General features: G+C 68.6%; 21 protein-coding genes. 12 read left to right on the top strand and 9 right to left on the bottom strand.

Features of this window, described 5'->3' with window-relative positions:
• Nucleotides 1-39: 39 nt before the first annotated feature.
• Nucleotides 40-288 carry a PA2433 domain-containing protein gene (locus tag MKD38_RS21245; RefSeq protein ID WP_116381887.1) on the bottom strand — a complete coding sequence of 83 codons (249 nt, stop codon included), beginning with the start codon at nt 286-288 and terminating at the stop codon, nt 40-42.
• Nucleotides 289-732: 444 nt separating this feature from the next.
• On the opposite strand from MKD38_RS21245, the gene MKD38_RS21240 reads away from it, so the two are divergent.
• The 4 genes from MKD38_RS21240 (at nt 733) to MKD38_RS21225 (ending at nt 4,424) form a co-directional block, all read left to right on the top strand.
• A complete protein-coding gene (locus MKD38_RS21240) occupies nt 733-1,737 on the top strand; it encodes a collagen-like protein (RefSeq protein ID WP_252679707.1) in 1,005 nt (334 codons plus the stop codon).
• A gap of 216 nt (nt 1,738-1,953) precedes the next feature.
• Entirely contained in the window at nt 1,954-2,463 is a 510-nt protein-coding gene (locus MKD38_RS21235) for an ion channel (RefSeq protein ID WP_252679705.1), read from the top strand.
• 107 nt (nt 2,464-2,570) lie between these two features.
• Nucleotides 2,571-4,016: an HdeD family acid-resistance protein gene (locus MKD38_RS21230; protein WP_252679703.1), complete on the top strand. Its 1,446-nt coding sequence runs from the start codon at nt 2,571-2,573 to the stop codon at nt 4,014-4,016.
• Between the two features lie 48 nt (nt 4,017-4,064).
• A complete protein-coding gene (locus MKD38_RS21225) occupies nt 4,065-4,424 on the top strand; it encodes a hypothetical protein (protein ID WP_252679695.1) in 360 nt (119 codons plus the stop codon).
• A 33-nt stretch (nt 4,425-4,457) separates the two neighbouring features.
• Here the strand turns inward: MKD38_RS21225 and MKD38_RS21220 are convergent, their stop codons facing one another.
• On the bottom strand, nt 4,458-5,375 hold the full coding sequence (locus tag MKD38_RS21220) for a MurR/RpiR family transcriptional regulator (protein WP_252679694.1): 918 nt from the start codon (nt 5,373-5,375) through the stop codon (nt 4,458-4,460).
• A gap of 399 nt (nt 5,376-5,774) precedes the next feature.
• On the opposite strand from MKD38_RS21220, the gene MKD38_RS21215 reads away from it, so the two are divergent.
• The 6 genes from MKD38_RS21215 (at nt 5,775) to MKD38_RS21190 (ending at nt 12,300) form a co-directional block, all read left to right on the top strand.
• On the top strand, nt 5,775-6,191 hold the full coding sequence (locus MKD38_RS21215) for a type IV pilin protein (protein ID WP_252679692.1): 417 nt from the start codon (nt 5,775-5,777) through the stop codon (nt 6,189-6,191).
• A gap of 2 nt (nt 6,192-6,193) precedes the next feature.
• Nucleotides 6,194-6,688 carry a GspH/FimT family pseudopilin gene (locus tag MKD38_RS21210; RefSeq protein WP_252679683.1) on the top strand — a complete coding sequence of 165 codons (495 nt, stop codon included), beginning with the start codon at nt 6,194-6,196 and terminating at the stop codon, nt 6,686-6,688.
• Nucleotides 6,685-7,305 (top strand): type IV pilus modification protein PilV, encoded by a 621-nt coding sequence (gene pilV / locus MKD38_RS21205; RefSeq protein ID WP_252679681.1) that lies wholly within the window; start codon nt 6,685-6,687, stop codon nt 7,303-7,305. Before MKD38_RS21210 ends, pilV begins: the two co-directional genes overlap by 4 nt.
• Nucleotides 7,302-8,363 carry a PilW family protein gene (locus MKD38_RS21200; RefSeq protein WP_252679679.1) on the top strand — a complete coding sequence of 354 codons (1,062 nt, stop codon included), beginning with the start codon at nt 7,302-7,304 and terminating at the stop codon, nt 8,361-8,363. The genes pilV and MKD38_RS21200 overlap by 4 nt, the downstream gene beginning before the upstream one ends.
• A gap of 38 nt (nt 8,364-8,401) precedes the next feature.
• Nucleotides 8,402-8,953: a pilus assembly PilX family protein gene (locus tag MKD38_RS21195; RefSeq protein ID WP_252679677.1), complete on the top strand. Its 552-nt coding sequence runs from the start codon at nt 8,402-8,404 to the stop codon at nt 8,951-8,953.
• Between the two features lie 131 nt (nt 8,954-9,084).
• Nucleotides 9,085-12,300 carry a pilus assembly protein gene (locus MKD38_RS21190; RefSeq protein ID WP_252679723.1) on the top strand — a complete coding sequence of 1,072 codons (3,216 nt, stop codon included), beginning with the start codon at nt 9,085-9,087 and terminating at the stop codon, nt 12,298-12,300.
• Nucleotides 12,301-12,320: 20 nt separating this feature from the next.
• Here the strand turns inward: MKD38_RS21190 and MKD38_RS21185 are convergent, their stop codons facing one another.
• The 7 genes from MKD38_RS21185 to ilvA all read right to left on the bottom strand — a co-directional run bounded on the left by MKD38_RS21185 (nt 12,321) and on the right by ilvA (nt 20,310).
• Complete coding sequence (locus MKD38_RS21185) at nt 12,321-13,814, bottom strand: efflux transporter outer membrane subunit (protein ID WP_252679675.1); 1,494 nt, start codon at nt 13,812-13,814, stop codon at nt 12,321-12,323.
• A gap of 11 nt (nt 13,815-13,825) precedes the next feature.
• On the bottom strand, nt 13,826-14,971 hold the full coding sequence (locus MKD38_RS21180; RefSeq protein ID WP_252679674.1) for an ABC transporter permease: 1,146 nt from the start codon (nt 14,969-14,971) through the stop codon (nt 13,826-13,828).
• Nucleotides 14,968-15,939 (bottom strand): ABC transporter ATP-binding protein, encoded by a 972-nt coding sequence (locus tag MKD38_RS21175; protein ID WP_252679672.1) that lies wholly within the window; start codon nt 15,937-15,939, stop codon nt 14,968-14,970. The genes MKD38_RS21180 and MKD38_RS21175 overlap by 4 nt, the downstream gene beginning before the upstream one ends.
• Nucleotides 15,936-16,925 carry an HlyD family secretion protein gene (locus tag MKD38_RS21170; RefSeq protein WP_252679670.1) on the bottom strand — a complete coding sequence of 330 codons (990 nt, stop codon included), beginning with the start codon at nt 16,923-16,925 and terminating at the stop codon, nt 15,936-15,938. Before MKD38_RS21170 ends, MKD38_RS21175 begins: the two co-directional genes overlap by 4 nt.
• Nucleotides 16,922-17,659, bottom strand: coding sequence for a TetR/AcrR family transcriptional regulator (locus tag MKD38_RS21165; RefSeq protein ID WP_252679667.1), 738 nt, complete (start codon nt 17,657-17,659; stop codon nt 16,922-16,924). The genes MKD38_RS21170 and MKD38_RS21165 overlap by 4 nt, the downstream gene beginning before the upstream one ends.
• A gap of 262 nt (nt 17,660-17,921) precedes the next feature.
• Nucleotides 17,922-18,755 carry an NADPH-dependent 7-cyano-7-deazaguanine reductase QueF gene (queF, locus tag MKD38_RS21160; RefSeq protein ID WP_018008743.1) on the bottom strand — a complete coding sequence of 278 codons (834 nt, stop codon included), beginning with the start codon at nt 18,753-18,755 and terminating at the stop codon, nt 17,922-17,924.
• 16 nt (nt 18,756-18,771) lie between these two features.
• Nucleotides 18,772-20,310 (bottom strand): threonine ammonia-lyase, biosynthetic, encoded by a 1,539-nt coding sequence (gene ilvA / locus MKD38_RS21155; protein ID WP_252679666.1) that lies wholly within the window; start codon nt 20,308-20,310, stop codon nt 18,772-18,774.
• Between the two features lie 302 nt (nt 20,311-20,612).
• On the opposite strand from ilvA, the gene otsB reads away from it, so the two are divergent.
• Nucleotides 20,613-21,419 (top strand): trehalose-phosphatase, encoded by an 807-nt coding sequence (gene otsB / locus MKD38_RS21150; RefSeq protein ID WP_111518286.1) that lies wholly within the window; start codon nt 20,613-20,615, stop codon nt 21,417-21,419.
• A 13-nt stretch (nt 21,420-21,432) separates the two neighbouring features.
• Complete coding sequence (locus tag MKD38_RS21145; protein WP_252679665.1) at nt 21,433-23,298, top strand: glycoside hydrolase family 15 protein; 1,866 nt, start codon at nt 21,433-21,435, stop codon at nt 23,296-23,298.
• Nucleotides 23,299-23,325: the final 27 nt, after the last annotated feature.

Raw genomic sequence — 23,325 nt, 5'->3', positions numbered from 1 at the left:
CCCGATGCGTGGCGGTTTTTTTGCGGCTGGCATCGGCTGTCAGATGCCCAGGATCTTTTTCGCCTCGAGCAGCGACTTCATCGATTCATCGTGCTTGCCGGCCTTGTGATAGGCCTCGCCGTCGGCGCGCAGCTTGGAGACCTTGGCGGCGTCCTCGGTCGAGAGCTTCGGGTTGGTCGACAGCTTGGCATCGATGGCCTTCATCTCGTTGGGACAGTTATGGGCGAATGCCATGCCGGTGGCGCCACACAGCACGATGGCGGTGGCGATGGGAAGGAACTTGTGCACGGTGGCCTCCACGCAGAACTGTTGGAGCCTTCAGCATAGTGCATGGCACCGCCATTGGCGGCAGGCCGGCGGGCGGCGCGGAATATACCCTCTCGAAGGGGTAAATCGCGCGGTTTTGTTTCTCCTTTGAACGCTGTCGCGCCGGCCTTTTTCCGGCCCTGCCGTTCGCCATTCATCCGATATTCAACCATTTGGCCGAAGCCGGCGCCGGCGCCCACAGGGCCATTCCAATGGTCTGGTCTCGCATTTTCACTGGCCTTTTTGCAGGCTGACCCGACTGACGGGCATGGCAATGGCCAGGGCATTTTTTGTGTTCTGACTGGCGCTTCAGGGTTGAAACAGCCCATGCCAATGCACGATTTATCGCAGTCGCCTCCCTTTCTAGATTGGAGCTACCCGGCATCGCACCGGGACTTCAATCCATGAAAACGGGGGGCTTCCACCATGCAACAGATCGACCTGAAACGCGCGGCGCTTCCGCTCGCCTGCCTTGCCATCCTGCTTGCCGGTTGCGGCGGCGGCGGTGGCGATTCCACCACCGCCGGGGCTGGCCCGGCCGCGAGCGCGCCCGGCCCTGCCGGCGCCGATGGCAAGACGATCCTGTCCGGCACCAATGCGCCCACCGCCGACATGGGCAGCGATGGCGATTTCTACCTTAATGTCTCGAGCTCGACGCTGTACGGCCCGAAAGCCGGCGGCGAGTGGCCCGCCGGGGTGTCGCTGATCGGCCCGCAAGGCGTGGCCGGGGCGCCGGGCGCCACGCTGCTGCATGGCGCGGCCGATCCGACCGCGGCGGACGGCGCGGTGGGCAGTTTCTACCTGAATACCACCACCAACACGCTGTTCGGGCCGAAGAACGCGGACGGGTGGCCGGCGGGGATCTCGGTGGTCGGCCTGACCGGCCCGGTCGGGCCCGCGGGCCCTGCAGGTGCGCCCGGTCCTGCCGGAGAGAAGGGCGAACAGGGCGAGCAATGTGAGAAGGGAGACACGGGCGACAAGGGCGACCCCGGCGAGCCCGGCACGGGCGCCACCGTCTACACCGCCAACTTCGCCGTCACGGCGCCGCCGGGCGGCGTCGGCACCTATGTCATGACCGGTACCGGGCTGACGCTGCAGAGCAGCGACCCGTACTTTGGCGCGGTGATGCCGGTGGCCTGCGAGGGCGGCTTCACCCTGACCGCGATCCTGGCGGGCCAGGTACCCGCCACGGCGGCGTACACCGTCACGGCACACCGTGTCGCCAGCGGCACGGCGCTGGACCAGGTCGACGTGCTGCCCATCACCGACGCGTCGCAATGCGTGCTCGACAACAGCGAGCGCACCTGCTCGACGCCGGCGACCACACCGGTGGCCGCCAACGACGTGGTCCAGGTCCAGGTCAGCGGCAACAACAGCTTCAACTGGGGCGGCGGGCTGTACGTGAACCTGTCGTGCAAGTCCGGTAACTGAACCACGGCGCCGCGTCGCGCCCTGCAAAACAGCGGCCGCCAGGCCGTCTCCTGACCCTCTGCCAGGGCCGCCGGCGCGCCACGCGCGCGGGCCACGTAGCGCGTCCTGGTTTTCCCCCACGCCCTCCGGTGTTATTTTGGAGGGCGTCATTTTTTTTGCCCGGCCCGATCCTTACCATCCCGATTGCACTGACCTCATACGGGAGCGCCCCCGCGCATGGAAACCTCCGCCGAACATTATTCGCTGGCGCTGCTGTGCGCCGCCGTGCTGACCGTGACGGTGGTCGGCATCCATTACGAGGCGCTGCGCCTGCTGTCCGCGATGCATCCGCGGCGCTGGAGCGGGCGCATGAATATCGGCGTGCTGATCGTCTGCATCATTCTGGTCCATTGCCTCGAAGCGATGGTGTTCGCCGCGGGCTTCTGGTTTGCCGACCGCGTGCTGGGGCTGGGCGGGCTGGCCGGGGTGGCGGTGCCCGGGGTAGAGGCCGCGCGCGCGCAGCCGGACGCGCTGCTCTACGCCTACTTCGCGCTGGAAACCTTTACCACCCAGAGCCTGGGCGATATCGTGCCGGTGGGCGCCAGCCGCCTGATCGCCAGTATCGAGCCGCTGGTCGGCCTGATCCTGATCGGCTGGTCCACCTCGTTCACCTACGTCATGATGCGCCGCGACTGGGAACTGGAGCGCGAGGAGGGCGGCGAAGGCGGCGAGCATCGCCGCGGCTAGCGCCTGACGGCATCGTTCCGGCCTCCTCAGCGCATTGCGTCTGTGCTCAAACCACGGGCCGCGGCCAACAACAAGCGGCGTCCAACAACAAAAGGGGATAAGCGGGCATGGCAAGACTGGTAATGATCCTGCTGGGCGTCGACTACCTGCGCACGCGCTGGCGCGGCCTGCTGTGGCTGGGCTGTGTGAGCGTGCTGCTGGGCGTGGTGGCGTTCGTCGATGCACTGGACAACGCCCTCTACTTCCCGATGACGCCGTTCGCGGTGGTGCTGCTGCTCGAAGGGCTGGCCACGCTGGTGGTGGCGCGCAGCGGCATCGGCGGGCAGCGCACGCTGCGCCAGGTCAAGGGCGTGTCGTTCTGCTTTGCCGCTTTGCTGATCCTGGCCGGCCACCATCACGGCCACTTCGTGCTGTCGATGATCTTCGCCACGCTGTTCCTGGCCGACGGGCTACTGCAGATCGTGTCGGCGCGGGTGGTGCGCTTCCGCACCTGGCGCCTGGCGATGGCCGTGGGCATGTTCGAGATCCTGGTCGCGATCTTCTTCTACCAGCCGTACCCGACCCACTACGTCGGCACCGTGCCGTATTGCCTTGGCCTGGGGCTGATCTTCGGCGGCTGGAACCTGTTGCTGCTGGCCTCGCGCCTGCGCCGGCTGGACCACAACCCCGGCATGGACCCCGCCGATGCGGCGCCGGCCGATACCGCGCAGACGCTCCACACGGCCAGCGACGCGCCCGACCTGACGCTGTGGGACGGCCCGCCCGGGCCCGGCGAGCATGCGCTCACGGTGCACGTCTGGACCCCGGTTGGCTCCGCCCGCGGCGAAGCGCGCCGCCAGCCGCTGGTGGACCGCTATATCGCCGCGGTCGACCGCGACGGGGTCATCTCCACCGGCCATGCCGCGCTGGAATCGCCTGAAGGCATCTACATCAGCCTGTACCCGGCCGAAGAGATCGACCGCGCGCCCGACGAATTCACCCGCATCCTGCGCGCTACCCGCGAGAACGACGTGCCGGGCAAGTTCCAGCCCGACTACCAGACCGAGGCGCGCGCCTGGTGCCCGTCGACGGTACAGGTGCGCATCCGCAACTACGATCCCGAGCGCCTGCGCCGCTTCTGGGACGCGTACCGGCAGGACACCACCTACAACCTGACCTACCGCAACTGCTCCAGCACGGTCTCGCACGCGCTCGAAGCGGCGCTGGAAGGCGCATCGGCCCGGGTCTGGCGTCAGGCGCGGGGCTGGCGGCCGCTGTGGCGCCTGCTCACCACACCCGAGCTATGGGTGGCGGCGCAGATCCGCAAGCGCGCCAAGACCATGGCCTGGACCCCGGGCCTGACGCTGGATTACGCGCGCGCGCTCAGCATGCTGGCCGATCCGCGGCCGTCCGGGTGGGCCAGCATGACGCGCATGGCGCTGAGACAGATGCGGCGCCAGCGCCAGGACTGGCGTGAGGCGGCGCAGCGCGCCGAAGCCGGGGAGGATCCGCAGGCTGGTAATGTCGCAAGTGCCGCAAATGCCGGTAGTGCCAGGCCGCGCGGGAACGATTAAGCTCGCGGTATTTGCCAGAATCCGTCGAGCCAGAGGAGACATCGCATCATGCCAAGACGCCAGCGATTCCTGACCCGCATTGCCGCCCTGGTCGCCCTTGGCGCCCTGGCGGTGGCAGGCGGCGCGCATGCGCAGAGGCAGGACCAGGGCGGTGCCGCCGCCGCCATCGATGAAGCCGTGCAGCAAGGCACCAACCCCTACCGTCCCGACCCGTCGGCGACGCCGGCCAGCATCCAGTCGGACGAGTGCCGCGCGCTCGCCGAGCAGATTGCGCAGGCGCCCAAGCGCGAGTACCGCGCCACCGAGCCGGCCATCGAAACCGCCCAGGGCCGCATGGTGCCGGAGCTGGAACGGGACCGGCCGAAGAAATCGCTGCAGCAGGCGTACCGGGAGAAGTGCACACAGTAAGCGCCCGGCCGCGCTGTCGAACGGGCCGCGGGCTCAGCCGTGCCCGGGCGTCACATAGGCGCCGGTGCGATGCAATTCGCCCTCGGCCTGCTCGAGTGCGCGGATGGCGCCCTTGCCCTTGCGCGCCAGCAGTTGTTCGACCAGCGCCTCGACCACGGCCACGCCGGCCGTGATCGACGGAAAGAACGACGGGCTTTCGACCGAGAACAGCAGCGTGCAGTCCGCGGCCAGCGCGATCGGCGCGACCGTGCTGTCGGTCAGCGCAATCACCTTGCAGCCGCACTCGCGCGCGGCCTCGGCCACGCGGATGCTTTCCTGCGAGTACGGGGCGAAGCTGACCACCACCACCGCATCCTTGGGCGCCAGCCCGCGCAGCTCCATCTCGAGCGTGCCGGCATCGGCGCGGATCAGGTTCACGCTGCTGCGGAACAGCCGGTAGACATAGTGGAAGGTGAAGGCGATCGGGAAGCATGCGCGGAAGCCCGCCACATGCACGCAGGCCGCGTGCGACAGCAGCTCGGCGGCTTGCGGCAGCGTCTTCTCGTTGCTGGCGGCGATCCGGTCCAGGTTGTGGTGCTGCGCCTCGAGCATCTCGCCCAGCATGCGGCTGGCGCTGCTTTCGCGCACCACCTTGCGCGCGCGCCGCGCATACGGCTGGGTGCCGCCGCGCAGCGCGTCGACAAACAGCTCGCGCATGGCCTGCCAGCCCTCGAAGCCCAGGTGCTGCGACAGCCGCACCAGGGTGGCGGGCTGCACCCCGGCGCTGGCCGCGATCTTGCGCATCGACAGCACCGGCACGTCCTGCGGATGATCGAGCAGGTAGCGGGCACCGCCCTGGAACTGCGTGCTGAGGGCGGGAAAGCCGCGGCGCAGCAGTTCCAGCAATGCCTCCAGGTCATGGGGCGGCTCTGGCGAAGATGGCGGCGATGGCGGCGCTGGATCGGACGGCATGGTGGCTCCGGCTTCAAGGATGTAACGATTGTTGCACAGGCGCGGTCGCCTGCGCACCGCGTCGGGGCGATGGCGGGCGGATTAACGTCCGCGCCGGCCGGAATCTTTACCCCTGATGACTGGCGGCCACGCTACTGTCACTTCGCTACAACGCCGGTCCACCGGCATCGTATTTTCCTTACCCACTTAACGGATCGTGACTTACACTCCGCGCCATAACCTCCGGAATTCGGTCGTCCGGAACATAATGAGTAGCGGAGCGCGAGCATGGGACATAGAAGCCCGGCAGTGCGACACGGTGGGAGGGTCAACCCGCCGTTTCGGGTCATATTCAGGGTCATCCCGGGGGTCGGATCCTACGCAGGAATCCGGGCTGGCGGGACTCAGGGGGCTGCCGGCATGCCATGCCGGGGCAGGCCGCCGCATGGCTTCACGCTGATCGAAGTCATGATCACCGTGGCGGTCATCGCCATTCTTGCCGCCGTTGCCATTCCCAACTACAGCCGTTACGTCATGCGCTCCAACCGCGCCGCGATCGAGTCCTTCATGCTGGAGGTCTCGGGCGCGCAGGAGCGCTTCCTGGTCGACAACCGCGCCTATGCCGCCAGCCTCGGCGCGCTCGGCATGTCGGTGCCTGCCGGGCTGGCCACGCGCTACGACGTTACGGTGACGCCGGGCGCGGCGCCGCCGCCGCGCTACAGTATCGTCGCCACGCCCAAGGGCAGCCAGCTCAGCGACACCGATTGCGGCACGCTGACGCTGACCAGCGCCGGCGCCAAATCCGCGTCGGGCGCCGGCACCGACTGCTGGAACTGACCATGCCGCCCAACCCTTCCCATGCGAACGACCCGGGGCGGCGCGTGCGCCGCGGTTTTACGCTGATCGAGCTGCTGTGCGCGTTGTCGGTGCTGGCGATCCTGGCAGTCGCGGCGGCGCCTTCCTTCGCCGCGCTGATCGCCAGCCAGCGCGTGCGCAGCGCCTCGCTCGACCTGGCGTCGGCGCTGGTGCTGGCGCGCAGCGAAGCGGTCAAGCGCAATGCCACGGTCTCGCTGGCACCGGCCGGCGCCGCCTGGACCGCAGGGTGGACGGTGAGCGCGGGCGCCGAGACGGTACGTTCGTTCGGGCCCTATCGCGGGCTGACCATCACGCCCAGTGCGGCCGGCGGCCTGGCAGTCGGCAACGACGGCCGGCTGACCGGCGCGGCGATGACGTTCGAGTTCGCGCCCGGCGGCGATACCTCGGCCACCACGCGCGTGTGCGTGCAGGTCAGCGAGACCGGCCGCATCGCCTCCACCAACGGAGCCTGCACATGACGCGCATCGCGAAGTCGCGGCGGCGCCTGCCGGCGCGCCGCGCGCAGGCCGGCTTCCTGCTGATCGAAGTGCTGGTGGCGGTGGTGATCCTGCTGGTGGCCCTGCTGGGCACCGCCGGACTGGTGGCGCGCTCGGGCCAGACCGAGATGGAGTCCTACCAGCGCGTGCAGGCGCTGGCGCTGCTGCAGGACATGGCCGCGCGCCTGAACGCCAACCGCCAGGTGGCCGCGTGCTATGCCAACGGCGCCGCCGGCATGCAGCTGGGCAGCGCGGCCGCGCCGCCGGCCGCATGCACCCAGGGCAGCGCCGCGCAGAACGCCACCGCCGACGCCGACCTGCAGGCCTGGAACGCGGCCTTGCTCGGCAGCGCCGAGATGCGCCCGGGCGCCAGCGCAGTCGATCCCGCGCAAGCCGTGGGCGCGATGATCGGCGCGCGCGGCTGCATCGAGACCGTCGACGCGCTCAACCAGGTCTACCGCATTACCGTGGCGTGGCAGGGGCTGGCCACCACCGCCGCGCCGGCGCTCGGCTGCGGCAAGGACCAGTACGGCAACGACGCCTATCGCCGCGCGGTCAGCACGCAGATCCGCATCGGCACCCTCGGGACCGTGTCATGACCGCGCCGCATTTTTCCGTGCCATCATCCCGGGCCCGCGCCACGCGCCTGCGCCGCCAGCGCGGCATCTCGCTGATCGAGCTGATGATCGGCATCACCATTGGCCTGGTGCTGCTGACCGCGCTGGCCAGCCTGTATTACGCCAACAGCCTGTCGCGCACCGAGTTCGCCAAATCGGCCGAACAGGTGGAAAACGGGCGCTATGCGCTGGAGCAGATCCGGCGCGAGGTGGAGCTGGCGGGGTTCTTCGGCGTGGGCAGCATTGCGCGCGGCGCGACCCTTGCGGGTCCGGCGCTGTGCGCGACCGATCCAGCGGCATTGGGATTCGTTGCGGGCACCACCGTGCCGCTGGCCCTTGCCGGCTATGCCCCGGGCGTGGTGGCTCCGTGCCTGCCGGATATGTCGGCCAACTCGGAAGTGCTGGTGGTACGGCGCGTGTCGACCACCCCCGTGGGGGCGCCGGTGCCCGGCGTGCCCTACCTGCAGGTTTCCGCCTGTCCCGAGGACAGTGTGTCTTTTGTTTTCGACGCCAGTGCGGCCGCGGCCTTCCCGCTGCGCACCAAGGCTTGCGATTCCAGCATGCCCGCGGAACTGCGCCAGGCCGTGGTGCGCGTCTTCTACCTCGCCGGTTGTGACCGTTGCACCAACGGCGGCGACGGCATTCCTACCCTGAAGATGGCAGAGCTGGTCAATGGCGCATTCCAGGCGCGCTCCGTCGCGCAGGGCGTGCAGGACATGCACGTCCGCTACGGCATGGATCTCGACAGCAATGGCTCGGCCGACTGCTATGTGGAAGACCCCGGCGCCAACAACGCCGCCACCTGTGCGGTCGTGCCGGGCTACGACTGGACCAATGCGCAAGCCAACTGGGGCAACGTCACGACCGTGCGTGTCGACGTGCTGGCCCGCACGCTGCGGCCGTCCGGCGGCCAGGCGGACAACCGCACCTATGACCTGGGCCGCGCGGTGGCGAGCGGCCCCTTCAATGACGGCTACAAGCGCCATGTCTACGCCCAGGTGGCGCGCGTGGTCAACGTCGCCGGGCTGCGCGAGCAATAGGGCGAGCCCGTCATCATCCGATATCGTCAAGGCATGCAATGAAAAGGTCATCCGGCACGGCGCCGCGCCGCAGGCAAACCGGGGTCACGCTGGTCGTGACCCTGGTGTTCATGGTGTTGTTCCTGCTGATCGCGGTGGCGATGGTCAACTCCGGACTGATCAACGTCAAGGTGGCGGCCAACCAGCAAAACGCGATGGAGGCGCGCGACGTCGCACAGCAGGCCATTGAACAGGTGATCTCGGACGACTTCACCAAGGCACCCACGGCGCTCAGTGTGCCAGTGGACGTCAGCGCCGACGGCAAGGCCGACTACGTCGCCCAGGTAGTCAAGCCGGAGTGCGTAGCCAGCAAGCCGATGAAGAACGTCGAGCTGGACCTGGCCGACCCCGACGACGTGTCCTGCTTCGTCGGCAGCAACGTGCAGAACACCGGCATCGTCACGGCCGGCAACAACGCCGGCAATTCGCTGTGCAATGCCACCCAGTGGGACGTCGCCGCCACGGTGAACGACGCCGCCGGCACGGGTGCCGCGGCCACCGTCCACCAGGGTGTGGCGGTGCGGATGCCGACCGGCTCGGCATGCCCGTGACGTCGAAGCCGCAGCGCCACCCTTTCACCATGCCTTGCACGGGAATCCGCATGACGAACCCTGCCCGCCGCCGTTGCGCCTCGAACATGACCCTTCGCCTGCGCACCTGTTTCGCGCATGCCGGCTTTGCCATGCTGCTGACCTTCGCCGGATGGCAAGGCGCACAGGCGGAAGACATTGACCTGTTCACCGGCCTGCAGACCAATGCCGGCACCAAGCCCAATGTCCTGTTGCTGCTGGACAATGCCTCGACGTGGAATGCATCGACCACCATCAAGGGATGCGATGCCGTCGACGCGAACGGCGCCAGCGTGGTCAGCGCCAACAACGCGGGCACCGATGTCGGCGCCATCCAGTGCGCGCTGTACCGCGCGGTCAACACGCTGGTGACCAACCCGCAGCTGACCGGCAACATCAATATGGGGCTGATGATGTTCGGCATCGGCAACAATGTCGGTGGCAGGTTTAGCTATCCTGCCGCGGCCCCGTACACGCTGCCGGTGATGAACGCCACGAACGGCGCCGAATTCCTCAAGTACATCACGACCATCGATCGCCAGGCCGACAACTCCAACAATTCGCAGGTCGGCGCCGGCATGCAGGAGGCGTGGGCCTTCTTCGGAGGCAGGAGGGGCTTGTCGGGCACGCAGTACACCTCGCCCATCACCAATCCGTGCCAGAAGAACTTCGTCATCTATATCGCCAATGCGGTCAACAACGGCAAGCCGCAGGACACCGGGTCGGTGGCCTACGACGCGCTGGTGTCGGCCGGTGCCACGACCAGGCAGCTGACCCCGCTCAAGCTCGAGGCCGGCAAGGACAAGTACGCCAGCAACTGGGGCGATGAGTGGGCACGGTTCATGTACGAGACCGACATCAACGGCAATCTCGACAACAACCAGAACATCATCACCTACACGATTGCGGTCACCGACGGCAGGAACCCGGACTATGTCGAATCGACCCGCAGCATGGCCGACAACGCCGGCGGCAAGCGCTATGTGGTCGAGCTCGGCGATGTCCAGGCAATGGTCGACGCCTTGCTGCAGATCTTCAACGAGATGCAGGCGATCAACAACGTGTTCTCGTCGGTGAGCCTGCCGGTCAGCGTCAACGGGCAGGGTTCGTACCTGAACCAGATCTATATCGGCATGTTCCGGCCCGACGCCACCGCGGCGCCGCGGTGGATGGGCAACCTGAAGCAGTACAAGCTCGGCTACGACAACAAGAACCAGATCGTGGTGCTGGACGCCAATCCGCCCGGGCCAAACCAGCAGAGTGCGATCAGCAGTGCCGGTACGGGTTTCATCTCGCCCAACGCCAAGAGCTTCTGGACCGCCGAGCCGCCCCAGGGATTCAGCGGCAACAGCTATACCGGCAGCGCCGTGGCGGGGTGGCCGGCCAAGGGCTTCTGGGTCAATAGTCCATCGGGCGCCGCGGGCGCGCTGGATTCAGCCGACGGTGTCAGCGGCACCGTTGGCGGCGACGGCGAGATCGTCGAGAAGGGCGGCGCGGGCGAGATGCTGCGTGCGCAAATCATCAGGGACCAGTCGGCGCGCAAGCTCTATACCTGCCCCAGCGGTGGCTGCAGCAAGACCAGCAAGGCGCTGGTGTCGTTCGATACTGGCAATGCCGCGCTGACCGGCGCGACCGGGCAGTCGGCGCTGAACAGCACCGCGGGCGATGTCGCCAATCTCATCAACTGGGTGCGCGGCCGCGACGTGTATGCGCTCAAGGAAAGCACGGTGGCCGGCAAGGAACTCCAGGCGGGTCCGGGCGGGGACGTGACGGTGCGCGGTTCCATCCACGGCGACGTACTGCATTCACGGCCGGTGGTGATCAACTACGGCGGCAGTACCGGCGTGGTGGTGTTCTACGGCGCCAACGATGGCGTGTTCCATGCGGTCAACGGCAACCAGGGCACTGGCATCGGCGGCGTGCGTCCGGGCGGGGAACTGTGGGGCTTCGTCCCGCCGGAGTTTTACGGCAAGCTCGGCCGGCTCTATACCAACGCGCCGGAGGTGCAGTTGAGCGGATCGCCGACGGGCTCTGGCGCCAGGCCGCGCGACTACTTTTTCGACGGCACCACTACGGTGTACCAGGACCTGCGCGACCCGTCGAAGCCGCGTGTGGTGATCTACCTGACCGCGCGCCGCGGCGGGCGGCTGGTCTATGCGCTGGACGTGACCGATCCGATGGCGCCGCAGTTCTTGTGGAAATCCGACAGCAGCGCGATTGCCGAACTCGGCCAGACCTGGTCGCAACCGCGCGTGATCCGCGTCAAGGGTTATGACAACCCGCTGGTGGTGATGGGTGCCGGCTACGATCCGGGCGAGGACGCGGAGCCGTCGATGGGCGGCAGCAGCGGCGCGCAGGGGCGCGGTGTCATTGTCTTCGACGCGTTCGAAGGGAATGTGGTGCGCGCCTGGCTGGCGAATTGCTCCGGCCTCGCCGACACGGTCTGCAGCACGCCGGCCGGCATGAGCCGCGCGATCCCGTCCGACGTGGCGGTGGTCGATCGCAACGGCGACGCGCTGATCGACAAGGGCTATGTCGGCGACGTCGGCGGCAATATCTGGCGGCTCGATTTCGAGACGGCGGCCGGCACCGGGCCGGCGGCGTGGACGCTGGGCAAGTTCGCCGCGCTGGGCGGCGCACAGGATACCAATGACGCGCGCAAGTTCATGTACCCGCCCGACGTCATCACCACCGGGGCCTACGATGCGGTGATGATCGGCAGTGGCGACCGCGAGCATCCGCTATACACCACCAGCACCACGCCGGGACTGGCCTACAACGTCGTCAACCGGTTCTACATGCTGAAGGACACCGCGCTCACCGGCGGTTTGCCATCGACCTGGACGCCGCTGACCGAGAGCAGCCTGTTCGACGCCACCACCACCGAATATGCCGATGCGACCACCGCAAAAGGGTTCTACCTGACCCTGGGCGCCGGCGAGAAGGTGGTCAACGCACCCCTCACCGTGGCCGGCTATACCTACTTCGGGACCAACCAGCCAAGCGTTCCCAAGGCCGGCGCCTGCTATCCCGACCTTGGCACCGCCCGCGGGTATGCGGTGTCGTTCCTGACCGGCAAGGGCATCAACAACAACCGCCACGTGGTGTTCAACAATGGTGGCTTGCCGCCGTCGCCGGTGTTCGGCGTGGTTGCCGTCACGGACCAGTCAGGCAACACCAGCAACGTGCCGGTGCTGATCGGCGGCGGCAACCAGACCGGTCCCGGGGGCGGCGACAATACTTCGTCGCTGGGCGCGCAGAAGATCTCGCCGCCGGGCATCGGCAAGCGCAAGCGTACCTACTGGTACACCCAGACCGACAGGAAGTGAATGCCATTGGCGCTGCCGCGCTAGCGTGATGACAGCGCCGCCGTGTTCGTGTCTGGCGGCTCCTGCCACCACCCACCCCCCAGCGCCTGCAGCAGCGCCGCCGAATCCGCCAGCCGGTCGGCGCGCGCCTGCGCCAGTTCCAGCGCGGCCTGGCGCGACTGCCGCTCGGCGTCCAGCAGCGCCAGCTGGCTGACGCCGCCGAGCCGGTACTGTTCCGACACCACCGCCAGCGTATCGCGCGCCTGCCGCGCGCTGTCGGCGCGTTCGCGCAGCGCGGCGGCGTCGGCCTCGAGCGCGCGCAGGGCGTCGGCGACATTCTGCAGGCCCTGCAGCACCGCTTGCCGGTATGCGGCGAGCGATTGCTCATACGCCGCTTCCGCCGCGCGCTTGCGGGCCTGCAGTTCGCCGCCGCGGAATACCGGCTGCACCAGGCCGGCAGCCAGGCTCCAGACGTTGAGGCTGCTGAACAGGTCGCGCGCCGCGGTGGCCTGGGTGCCGCCGCTGGCGCTCAGCGTGACCTGCGGATACAGGTTGGCGGTGGCCACGCCGATATTGGCCGAGGCCTGGTGCAGCAGCGCCTCGGCCGCGCGGATATCGGGCCGGCGGCGCGCCAGCGTGGCGGGCAGGCTCACCGGCAGCGTGTCGGGCAGGTGCATGGCATCGAGATGGAATTCCGGCAGCGCGGCCGCGGCCGGGGTCTGGCCCGTGTAGACCGCGAGCTGGTGCCGGGTGGCATCGAGCTGGCGCTGCAGCGCCGGCACCAGGGCCTGGGTTTGCGCCAGCTCCGCGCGCCGGCGCTGCACCTCGACGCGTGCCACGCCGCCCGCGCGCAGGCGGGCCGCGGTGATGCCGAGCTGGCGCTGCTGCGCCGCTACCATCGCGGCGGTGTCGGCCAGTTGCGCGCGCAGGCCGGCTTCGCGGATGGCCGCGGTGGCGATGTTGGCGGCCAGCGCCAGGCGCGCGGCCTCGAGCTCGTAGCGCTGGTAGTCGACCGCAGCCTGCAGGCCTTCCAGCTCGCGCCGCTGGCCGCCGAACAGGTCCAGCGCATAGGACACCTGCACCGTCGCGCCGTACAGCGTGAACGGGCCGGGGCTGGGAATGGCGGTGATGCCCAGCGACTGGAAATCGACCTGCTGGCGCGCGGTGTCCAGCTTCGCGTCGATGGCCGGCCAGCGCGTCGCGCCGGTGCGGGCGGCCAGGTTCTCCTGCGCTTCCGTCAGCCGCGCGCGGGCCTGCGCCAGGGTCGGGCTGGCGGCGAGCGCGGCGCGGATGGTGGTGTCCAGCGCCGGACTGCGGAACAGCGTCCACCACTGCGCCGGGACATCGGCGCCCGTGGCCAGCGTCTGCGCGTGGGCCTGGCCCGGCGCGTCGGCGCTGTCCGCCGCAACCGTTGCCACCGGCTGCGGACCGGGCACGTAGCCGGCATCGTCCGGCAGCGCCGGCGCGTGGAAATCGGGCCCGACTGCGCAGCCGCACAGCAGCGCGGCGGCGAGCAGGAAGATAAGACGTTGCATGGCCAGCCCCTTCAATCCAGCGTGCGCCGGTAGAAGCGCACCGCGATCGCCATCACCACCACGATAAACAGTGCCATCGGCCACAGATTGGGCCACAGCTCGAACCAGCCGTTGCCCTTGAGCAGGATGCCGCGCACCATGCGGTGGAAGTACGTCATCGGCAGGATGTTGCCGATCGCCTGCGCCCAGCCCGGCATGCCGGCAAACGGGAACATGAAGCCGGACAGCAGGATGTTGGGCAGGAAGTAGAAAAAGGTCAGCTGCATCGCCTGCAGCTGGTTCTGCGCCAGCGACGACAGCGTGATGCCGACGGTCAGGTTGGCCGCGATGAACAGCAGCGCCGCCAGGTACACCGCCAGCACCGAGCCGACAAAGGGCACGCTGAAGACCCAGCGCGCGGCCAGCAGCACGATGGTCGACTGGATCAGGCCGATGAAGATGTACGGCACGATCTTGCCGGTCATCACCTCGAGCGGCCGCACCGGCGTGGCCAGCAGGTTCTCCATGGTGCCGCGCTCGCGTTCGCGCGTCATCGCCAGGCCGGTCATCATCACCATCGTCATCGTCAGGATCACGCCCATCAGGCCAGGGACGATGTTGTACTGGGTGATGCCTTCCGGGTTGTAGAGCCGCTGCACCTGCACGTCGAAAGGCGGCCTGCCACCAGCCAGTGGCGCCAGCGAGCCCTTCAGGTCATGCGTGGCCACGCGGTAGGGCAGCTGCGGCAGCGCGGCGATGGCCTGGCCGGTGGCGGACGGATCGGTGGCGTCGGCCTCGACCAGCAGCGCGGGCCGTTCGCCGCGCAGCAGCCGGCGCGTGAAGTCGGGCGGGATGGTCAGCACGAACTGCACCTCGCCTTTCATCAGCGCTTCGCGCCCGGCCTGCTCGTCGGGCAGCGTGCCGACCAGCTTGAAGTAGGTCGACTGTTCCATGCTGGCGATGAAGGAACGCGTGAACTCGCTCTGGTCGGCAGCGATCACCGCGGTCGGCAGCTGGCGCGGATCGGTATTGATGGCAAAGCCGAACAGCAGCAGCTGCATGATCGGCAGGCCGACGATCATGCCGAAGGTGACACGGTCGCGCCGCAGCTGCAGGAATTCCTTCAGCACGATGCTCCACCAGCGCTGCAGCGAGAAGCGTGCCGACGCGGGCGTCATGACGCCTCCCTGGTCTTGCGCGCCATGTTGTCCTCGGCGCCGCTCATCATGTGGATGAACACGTCTTCCAGGCTGGTCTGGGCCTGTTCGATGCGCCGGCCAGGGCCCGCCAGGCGCGCGAGGGTGTCGGCCAGCGCCTGCGCATCGCGCCCGGTCACGTGCAACGCGGTGCCGAAGGCCACGGTCTGCTCCACGCCCGGCGCGCCCTGCAGCTGCGCCGACAGCGTCGCGAGGTCGTCGCCTTCCACGCTCCAGGTCGACAGCCGCTGGCTCGCCACCACTTCATCGGCGGTGCCCTGCGCCAGCAGTCTGCCGTAGGCGATATAGGCGAGCTTGTGGCAGCGCTCGGCCTCGTCCATGTAGTGCGTGCTGACCAGCACCGAGATGCCGCGCGCGGCCAGCCGGTGCAGCTGCTCCCAGAAGTCGCGCCGCGCCTTGGGATCGACGCCGGCGGTGGGCTCGTCGAGCAGCAGCAGCTCGGGCTCGTGCAGCAGGCACGCGGCCAGCGCCAGGCGCTGCTTCCAGCCGCCCGACAGCGCGCCGGCCAGCTGCGCCGAGCGCGTCGCCAGGCCCAGCTCTTCGAGCGCGCGCTCGACCGCCTCGCGCCGCTTGGGCATGCCGTAGACGCGCGCGACGAAGTCGAGGTTCTCGCGGATCGACAGGTCGTCCCAGTACGAGAACTTCTGCGTCATGTAGCCGACGCGGCGCTTGATCTCGTCGGCCTCGGTCAGGATATCGTAGCCCAGGCAGGTGCCCTGGCCAGAGTCAGGCGTCAGCAGCCCGCACATCATGCGGATCGAGGTGGTCTTGCCGCTGCCGTTGGGGCCGAGGAAGCCGAAGATCTCGCCGCGCGCGACCTGCATGCTGAGGTCATTGACGACATGCTTGTCGCCGAAGTGCTTGTTCAGGCCGCGCACGTCGATGGCGAGGCCGAGGTTGTTGCCGTTGCGGTTGGCGGTCGTGTTCATTGCCGCACCACCTCCACCGGCTGGCCCGGCCGCAGCTTGGGCGCGTCGGCGGCCGACGGGCGCGCCTCGACCAGGAACACCAGCTTGCGCCGGGTCTCGTTGCTGTAGATCACCGGCGGCGTGTACTCGGCCTCGTTGGCGACATAGCTGATGGTGGCGGCCACCGGCGCGGCGCAGCCGTCGCAGCGCACCTGCAGCGCCTGGCCGTTGCGCAGTGCGCCGACCACGGTTTCCGGCACATAGAAGCGCACCTTGACGTTGCCCGGCGGCAGCATGCGCACCACCGGGCTGCCCGCGGGCACCCATTCGCCCAGGCGGTAGGGCACGTCGTAGACCAGCCCGGCCTGCGTGGCGGCCACGGTCTTGCGCGACAGCTTCCACTGCGCCTGCGCCAGCGCGGCGCGTGCGGCCGCCACCTGCGCGGCCTGGGCCGCCTGCTGCGCCTCGCGGCCCGGCAGGCGCGCCACGTCGATATCGCGCTGCAGCTCGCGCACGCGCGCGGCGTCGCTTGTGGCCTGCGCGCGCGATTCGTCGAGCTGCGCCTGGGCGATGCCGCCGATCTCGTACTGGCGCTGGTCGCGCCGCAACGCCGCGGCGCTGCGCTGGGCCTGGGCCTGCGCCTGCGCCAACTGGGCCCGGCTGACCTCGACTTCGAGCGGGCGCTTGCCGGTCTTCAGGTCCTGCAGCGTGGCTTCGGCGGCGCGCAGCTGGTCCTCGGCCTGCTGGCGCGCGGCGCGCTCGTCGTCGGCTTCCAGCGCGAACAGCGCGGCGCCCTGGCCGACCTGCTGGCCGCGCTGCACCGAGAGCGCGTCGAGGCGCCCGGCGAAGGGCGAGGCCACGCTGACGAATTCGCCTTCGACGTAGCCCTGCCAGCTATCGGTGCGCGGGTTGCCGCAAGCGGCGGCAAGCAGCGCGGCGCCGAGCAGCGCAGTACCGCGCAGCACTGTGCGCAGGCGCGGACGATGGATGGAAGCAGCTTGGTTCATGCGGACTCCGGAGAATGCCGGGCCGTGCGGCCCTTCCGTTTGGCGGCGCCTGAGGGCGTGCTTGGCTGCGCCGTTGCCGGCGCCGCGGACAGCCCATGCGTCAACAGCGCCGTGACATGGCGCACCAGCGCATCGGTATCGACCGCTTCCGCGCCGGGCAGCCGGCGCCAGATATGCGTGGTGGCCAGCGGCAGCAGCGTCAGCCCGATCAACGACGGCACCACCAGCGCCGGCTCCAGGCCGGAGTTGAGCTGGCCGCGCGCAATCGCCGCCGCCAGCGGCGCCATCAGCGCGCCGGCGCGTTCCAGCGCGAAGCGCTTGAGCACGCGCTCGCGCAGCGCGCCGTCATCGCTGGCCACTTCGCGGATCCACAGGCCGGGAAACCAGGGCGCCTCGGCGACCGCAAGGATCAGCCGGGTGGCGATGCCGACCAGCATCTCCAGCGGCTCATCGCCGGGCTCGCTGCCGGCAAAAAAGCGGGCCACCAGCGGCTGCACCTTCTCTTCGATCACGGCATCGAGCAGCAGGTCGCGGTCGCTGAAATAGTAGTGCACCAGTGCCGGGGTGACGCCAGCCCGCGCCGCGATGGCCTTGACCGGCGTGCCGGCCACGCCCTGCCGCGAGAACAGCTCGGTCGCCGCGTCGAGAATGCGCTCGCGCTGGCCGGGCTGGCCCGCCGCCGGTCGGCCCGGGCTGCGCCTGGCGGGCTTGGGAGAGGCGGGTTTGCGGGGCATGGCGGTTGGCTCGGCGGAACTGGGGTTTCAGCTCATATTAATTTTTGCGTTAATTAATTCAAGGACGGTTACAACTTCGGGCGCGGACGGATGGCCGGCGTTGTCAGGGGTGCTGTATCGGGGATTTTCTGAACGAGGCCAGCAAGCAACGTTGCCGCTGCACGTGGCGCAGGACGGTCCCCTCTCCCGCTTGCGGGAGAGGGGGAGAAAACCGGCGCGGTAGAGAACCGGCCGTCGCGAATTACCTAAGAGGAAACGCAGCCTACTGCCGCGCATTCCTCTTGTTATCCGGCCACGCCGTATTGAAGTTGGTGCGGAACGGATTGATGTCCAGGCCCCCGCGGCGCGTATAGCGCGCATACACCGCCAGCTTGACCGGCTTGCACTGGCGCATCACGTCCATGAAGATGCGCTCGACGCATTGCTCGTGGAACTCGTTGTGGTTGCGGAACGAGATCAGGTACTTGAGCAGGCCTTCCTGGTTGATCGGCGCGCCCACGTAGCGGATCTGCACGCTGCCCCAGTCCGGCTGGCCGGTCACCAGGCAGTTGGACTTGAGCAGGTGCGACACCAGCGTTTCTTCCACCGGCGTTTCTTCCTGGTCGGCGCTGAGCAGTTCCGGCGCGGGCTCGTAGCGGTCCACCTCGATGTCGAGGCGGTCGAGCAGCAGGCCGTCGAGCTCGCCCATCTTCTGCGTGCCGAGCTCCGCTTCGGTCACCAGCCGCACCTGCACGGTGCCGCCGGTGGCTTCGGACAGGTCGTGGTGCAGCAGCTGCTGCAGCGCTTCGGGCGAGGCAATCCGGGTCTGGTTGAACGAGTTCAGGTAGAGCTTGAACGACTTGGACTCGATGATGTTGGGCGTGTCCGACGGGATGATGAAGGTGGCCAGCGCCACCTGCGGCTTGCCCTTCAGGTTCAGCCACGACAGCTCGTACGCGTTCCAGATGTCGACGCCGAAGAACGGCACCGGCCTGCCCTCGGGCAGGCCGATCTCGGTGCGCTTGGGCTGGCGCGGGATCGGGAACAGCAGGGTGGCGTCGTACTCGGTCTTGTAGGCCGAGGGCTTGCCCAGCGGCGAGTGTTCGGGAAGGCTCATGGGGCGCTCGGCGGGATCAGGACAGGAACAGCTTGTACACCGGGTTGTCGGTCTCGTCCCAGTGTACGTAACCCAGCGTCGAAAGGAAGGCGCGGAAGGCGCGCTTCTCGTTCTTGGGCACCTGGATGCCGACCAAGATGTTGGAGGTGTCGGCGCCCTGGTTGCGGTAGTGGAACAGGCTGATGTTCCAGTTCGGGCTCATGCTCGACAGGAACTTCATCAGCGCGCCCGGGCGCTCCGGGAACTCGAAGCGATACAGCAGTTCGTCATGCGCCAGCGCCGAGCGCCCGCCCACCATGTAGCGGATATGCTGCTTGGCCAGTTCGTCATTGGACAGGTCGAGCGTGTCGAAGCCGTGCTTGCGGAAGCTGGCGGCGATCTTGTCGTTCTCGGCGCGGCTGGCGATCTGCACGCCGACGAAGATATGCGCCATGCTGGTGTCGGCGATGCGGTAATTGAACTCGGTCACGTTGCGCGTCCCCACCAGCTCGCAGAAGCGCTTGAAGCTGCCGCGCTCTTCCGGGATGGTCACGGCGAACACGCCTTCGCGCGCTTCGCCCACCTCGGCGCGTTCGGCGACGAAGCGCAGGCGGTCGAAATTCATGTTGGCGCCGCAGGCGATCGCCACCAGGTGCTCGCCCTTGAGCTTCTCGCGCTCGGCGTACGCCTTCAGGCCCGCCACCGCCAGCGCGCCGGCCGGCTCGAGGATGCTGCGGGTGTCCTGGAACACGTCCTTCACGCCCGCGCAGATCGCGTCGGTATCGCACAGGATGATGTCGTCGACCAGTTCGCGCGTGACGCGGAAGGTCTCCTTGCCGACCAGCTTCACCGCGGTGCCGTCCGAGAACAGGCCCACTTCCTTCAGCTCGATGCGCTTGCCGGCATCGACCGAGCGCTTCATCGCGTCCGAATCGACCGTCTGCACGCCGATGACCTTGATCTCCGGGCGCACCGCCTTGATGTACGCGGCGACGCCGGAGATCAGCCCGCCGCCGCCGATGGCGACGAACACGGCATGGATCGGGCCCGGGTGCTGGCGCAGGATTTCCATGGCGATGGTGCCCTGGCCGGCGATCACCTCGGGGTCGTCGAAGGGGTGGATGAAGGTGAGCTTGTGCTTCTTCTCCAGCACCGCGGCGTGGTTGTAGGCGTCGCTGTAGGACTCGCCGTGCAGCATGATCTCGACCCACTGGCCGCCGCGCTCGCGCACGGCGTCGATCTTCACCTGCGGCGTGGTCACCGGCATGGCGATGATGGCCTTGCATTGCAGCCGGGCCGCCGCCAGCGCCACGCCCTGGGCGTGGTTGCCGGCCGACGCGGCGATCACGCCGCGCTTGAGCTCTTCCGGCGACAGCGAAGCCATCTTGTTGTACGCGCCGCGCAGCTTGAAGGAGAAGACCGGCTGGGTGTCCTCGCGCTTGAACCAGACCGAGTTGCCGGTGCGCGCCGACAGCTGGTGCGCATAGGTCAGTTCGGTTTCCTGTGCCACGTCATAGACCTTGGCGGTCAGGATTTTCTTCAAATAATCGGGTCGGGCGGCGGACTGGCGGGTCATGGTCTCGGGGCTGGCCGGCGCGCGCGCGGCAGGCGCGCAAAAAAGCCGGGAAATTCTGGCGGAAACCGTCAATGATAAAGGATGCCGGCCTGGCGTACCGGGGCGGGGCGGCGCAGTCGCCGCCTGGCGGCCGAAGCGCGACGCAGCAGGCGATGCGGCGGAGTGGAGCGGCATTCACTCGCGCAGGGTGCGTAGGCCGGCCGGGCTGGCGCCGGACTTGCATCGGCGCCGGGTTGCGCTTGCGCCATGTAGGACGGCGCCCGGTGGACGCCGGTCAAAACGACGTGTTACGGTTTCACGCGATGCCACAGCTACCGCTAATCGAACCCAATACCGCCCTGTTTCTCGACTTCGACGGCACGCTGGCCGACCTGGCCCCGCGGCCCGAACTGGTGCAGGTCGAACCAGAACTGGTCGGCACGCTGCGCACGCTGTACCAGCGTCTGGACGGCGCGCTGGCCGTCATCTCCGGGCGGCCCATCATCGAACTCGACCACTTCCTGCAGCCGCTGCAATTGCCCGCGGCCGGCATCCACGGCGCCGAATTCCGCACCGACGGCGGCATGGTGTCCAAGACCCACGCCCCCGGGCTCGAACCGCTGATTCCCCACCTGGAAGCGCTGGTGCGCGCCTATCCGGCGCTGCGGCTGGAGCGCAAGTCGGTCGCGGTCGCGATCCATTACCGGCAGGCGCCCGAGCTCGCCGGCATTGTCGATGCCGCGGTCACTGACGTATTGCGCCATGCCGTCGGCCTGGAAGCGCTGCCCGGCAAGATGGTGGTCGAGATCAAGCCGGCCGGCGTCGACAAGGGCGATGCCATCGCGGCCTTCATGAAGGCTGCGCCGTTTGCCGAGCGTGTGCCGCTCTTTGCCGGCGACGACATGACCGATGAGCCCGGCTTCGCCGCGGTGCGCAAGCTGGGCGGGCTGGGCGTGCTGGTGGGCCAGCGCGAGACCGTCGCCGCGGTGAGCGTGCCCGGTCCGGCGGCGCTGCGCAGCTGGCTGCACCGCTCGGCGCATGCGCTGGCGTCATCCGCAAGCGCCGGCGCACCGCGCGCCGTGCCACACGAAGCCGGGCCAGGCCGGGGCCGGCGCCCCACGACATCGTAACGGAGAACCTGCCGTGACCAACCCGAGCAGCCCGGCCGAGCTGGGCAAGCCGCCGACCGAAGGCGTGAACCGAACCGTCGACGGCGGCACGCGCTTCGCCAACCCGTCGCTGTCGCTTGGCATGATCGGCAACTGCGCCATCTCGGCGCTGGTCGATTGCCGCGGCCGCATCGTCTGGTCTTGCCTGCCACGCTTCGACGGCGACCCGGTGTTCAATGCGCTGCTGGACCCGAGCGAGAACGCCGGCCATTTCTCGATCGAGATCGAGGACTTCCACTCGTCGCGGCAGTGGTACGAGCCCAATACCGCGGTGCTGCGCACGCGGCTGACGGACATCCACGGCAACTGCCTGGAGATCACCGATTTCGCCCCGCGCTTTTTCCGGCTCGGGCGCTTTTTCCGCCCGACCACGCTGATCCGCCGCATGCGCCCGGTGCGCGGCGCGCCGCGCGTGCGCGTGGTGGTGGCACCGCGCTTCGAATGGGGCCGCAAGGCGCCGCAGATCACGCGCGGCAGCAGCCACGTGCGCTACATCGGCGACGACATGACCCTGCGCATGACCACCGACGCGCCGCTCGCCTACGTGCTGTCGCATACGCCGTTCCTGGTCACGCGCGGGCATAACTTCATCCTGGGCCCGGACGAGACCCTGGCGCACGGCGTGGACGAGACCGCGCGCGATTTCGAGCAGGAGACCACCGCCTACTGGCGGCTGTGGAGCCGCCGCCTGGCGGTGCCGCGCGAATGGCAGGATGCGGTGATCCGCGCCGCCATCACGCTGAAGATGTCGCTGTACGAAGAGACCGGCGCCATCGTCGCGGCCATGACCACCAGCATTCCGGAAGCGCCGGGCAGCGGCCGCAACTGGGACTACCGTTTCTGCTGGCTGCGCGATGCCTTCTTCGTGGTGCGCGCGCTCAACAGCCTGTCCGAGGTCGGCACCATGGAGGACTACCTGCGCTGGCTCTCCAACGTGGTGATGCAGTCGCAGGACGGCCATATCCAGCCGCTGTACGGCATCGGCCTGGAGCGCGAACTGCCCGAAAGCATGCTCGACCACCTGCCCGGCTACCGCGGCATGGGGCCGGTGCGCGTCGGCAACCAGGCGCAGGAGCACTTCCAGCACGACGTCTATGGCAACGTGGTGCTGGGCGCGGCGCAGGCCTTCCATGACCACCGGCTGCTGCATCGCGGCGGCCCGGCCGAGTTCGGCCGCCTCGAAGCGGTCGGCGAGCAGGCGGTGCGGGTGTTCGGCACGCCCGACGCCGGCATGTGGGAGCTGCGCACGCGGGCGCGCGTGCATACCTCGTCGGCGCTGATGAGCTGGGCCGCCTGCGACCGGCTCGCCAAGGTGGCCGAAAAGCTGGTCCTGCCCGAGCGCGCCGCCTACTGGCACGGCCACGCCAACCGCATGAAGGAGCGCATCCTGGCCGAGTCGTGGAGCGAGTCGCGCCAGGCTTTCGCCGAAAGCTTCGGCGGGCGGGAACTGGACGCGAGCGTGCTGCTGATGGCCGAGGTCAACTTCATCGACCCGCGCGACCCGCGCTTCATCGCCACCGTCAAGGCGCTGGAGACTTCGCTGTGCGATGGCCCCTACATGCGCCGCTACGAGGCCCCGGACGATTTCGGCAAGCCCGAGACTGCGTTCAATATCTGCACCTTCTGGCGCATCGATGCGCTCGCGCGCATCGGCCGCCGCGACCAGGCGCGCGAAATCTTCGAGGCCATGCTGGCCGCGCGCAACCCGCTCGGGCTGCTGTCCGAGGATACCCACCCGGTGACCGGCGAGATGTGGGGCAACTTCCCGCAGACCTATTCGATGGTCGGCCTGATCAATGGCGCCATGCGGCTGTCGGCGCCGTGGGATACGGTGATCTGAGCGGCGCGGGACGAGTGGGGGCGGCAT

This window comes from Cupriavidus sp. WGlv3, from assembly GCF_023952475.1.
Lineage (GTDB): Bacteria > Pseudomonadota > Gammaproteobacteria > Burkholderiales > Burkholderiaceae > Cupriavidus > Cupriavidus phytorum.
Note: the sequence above shows the minus strand (reverse complement) of the source record. Positions and strands in the feature narration are given on the sequence as shown.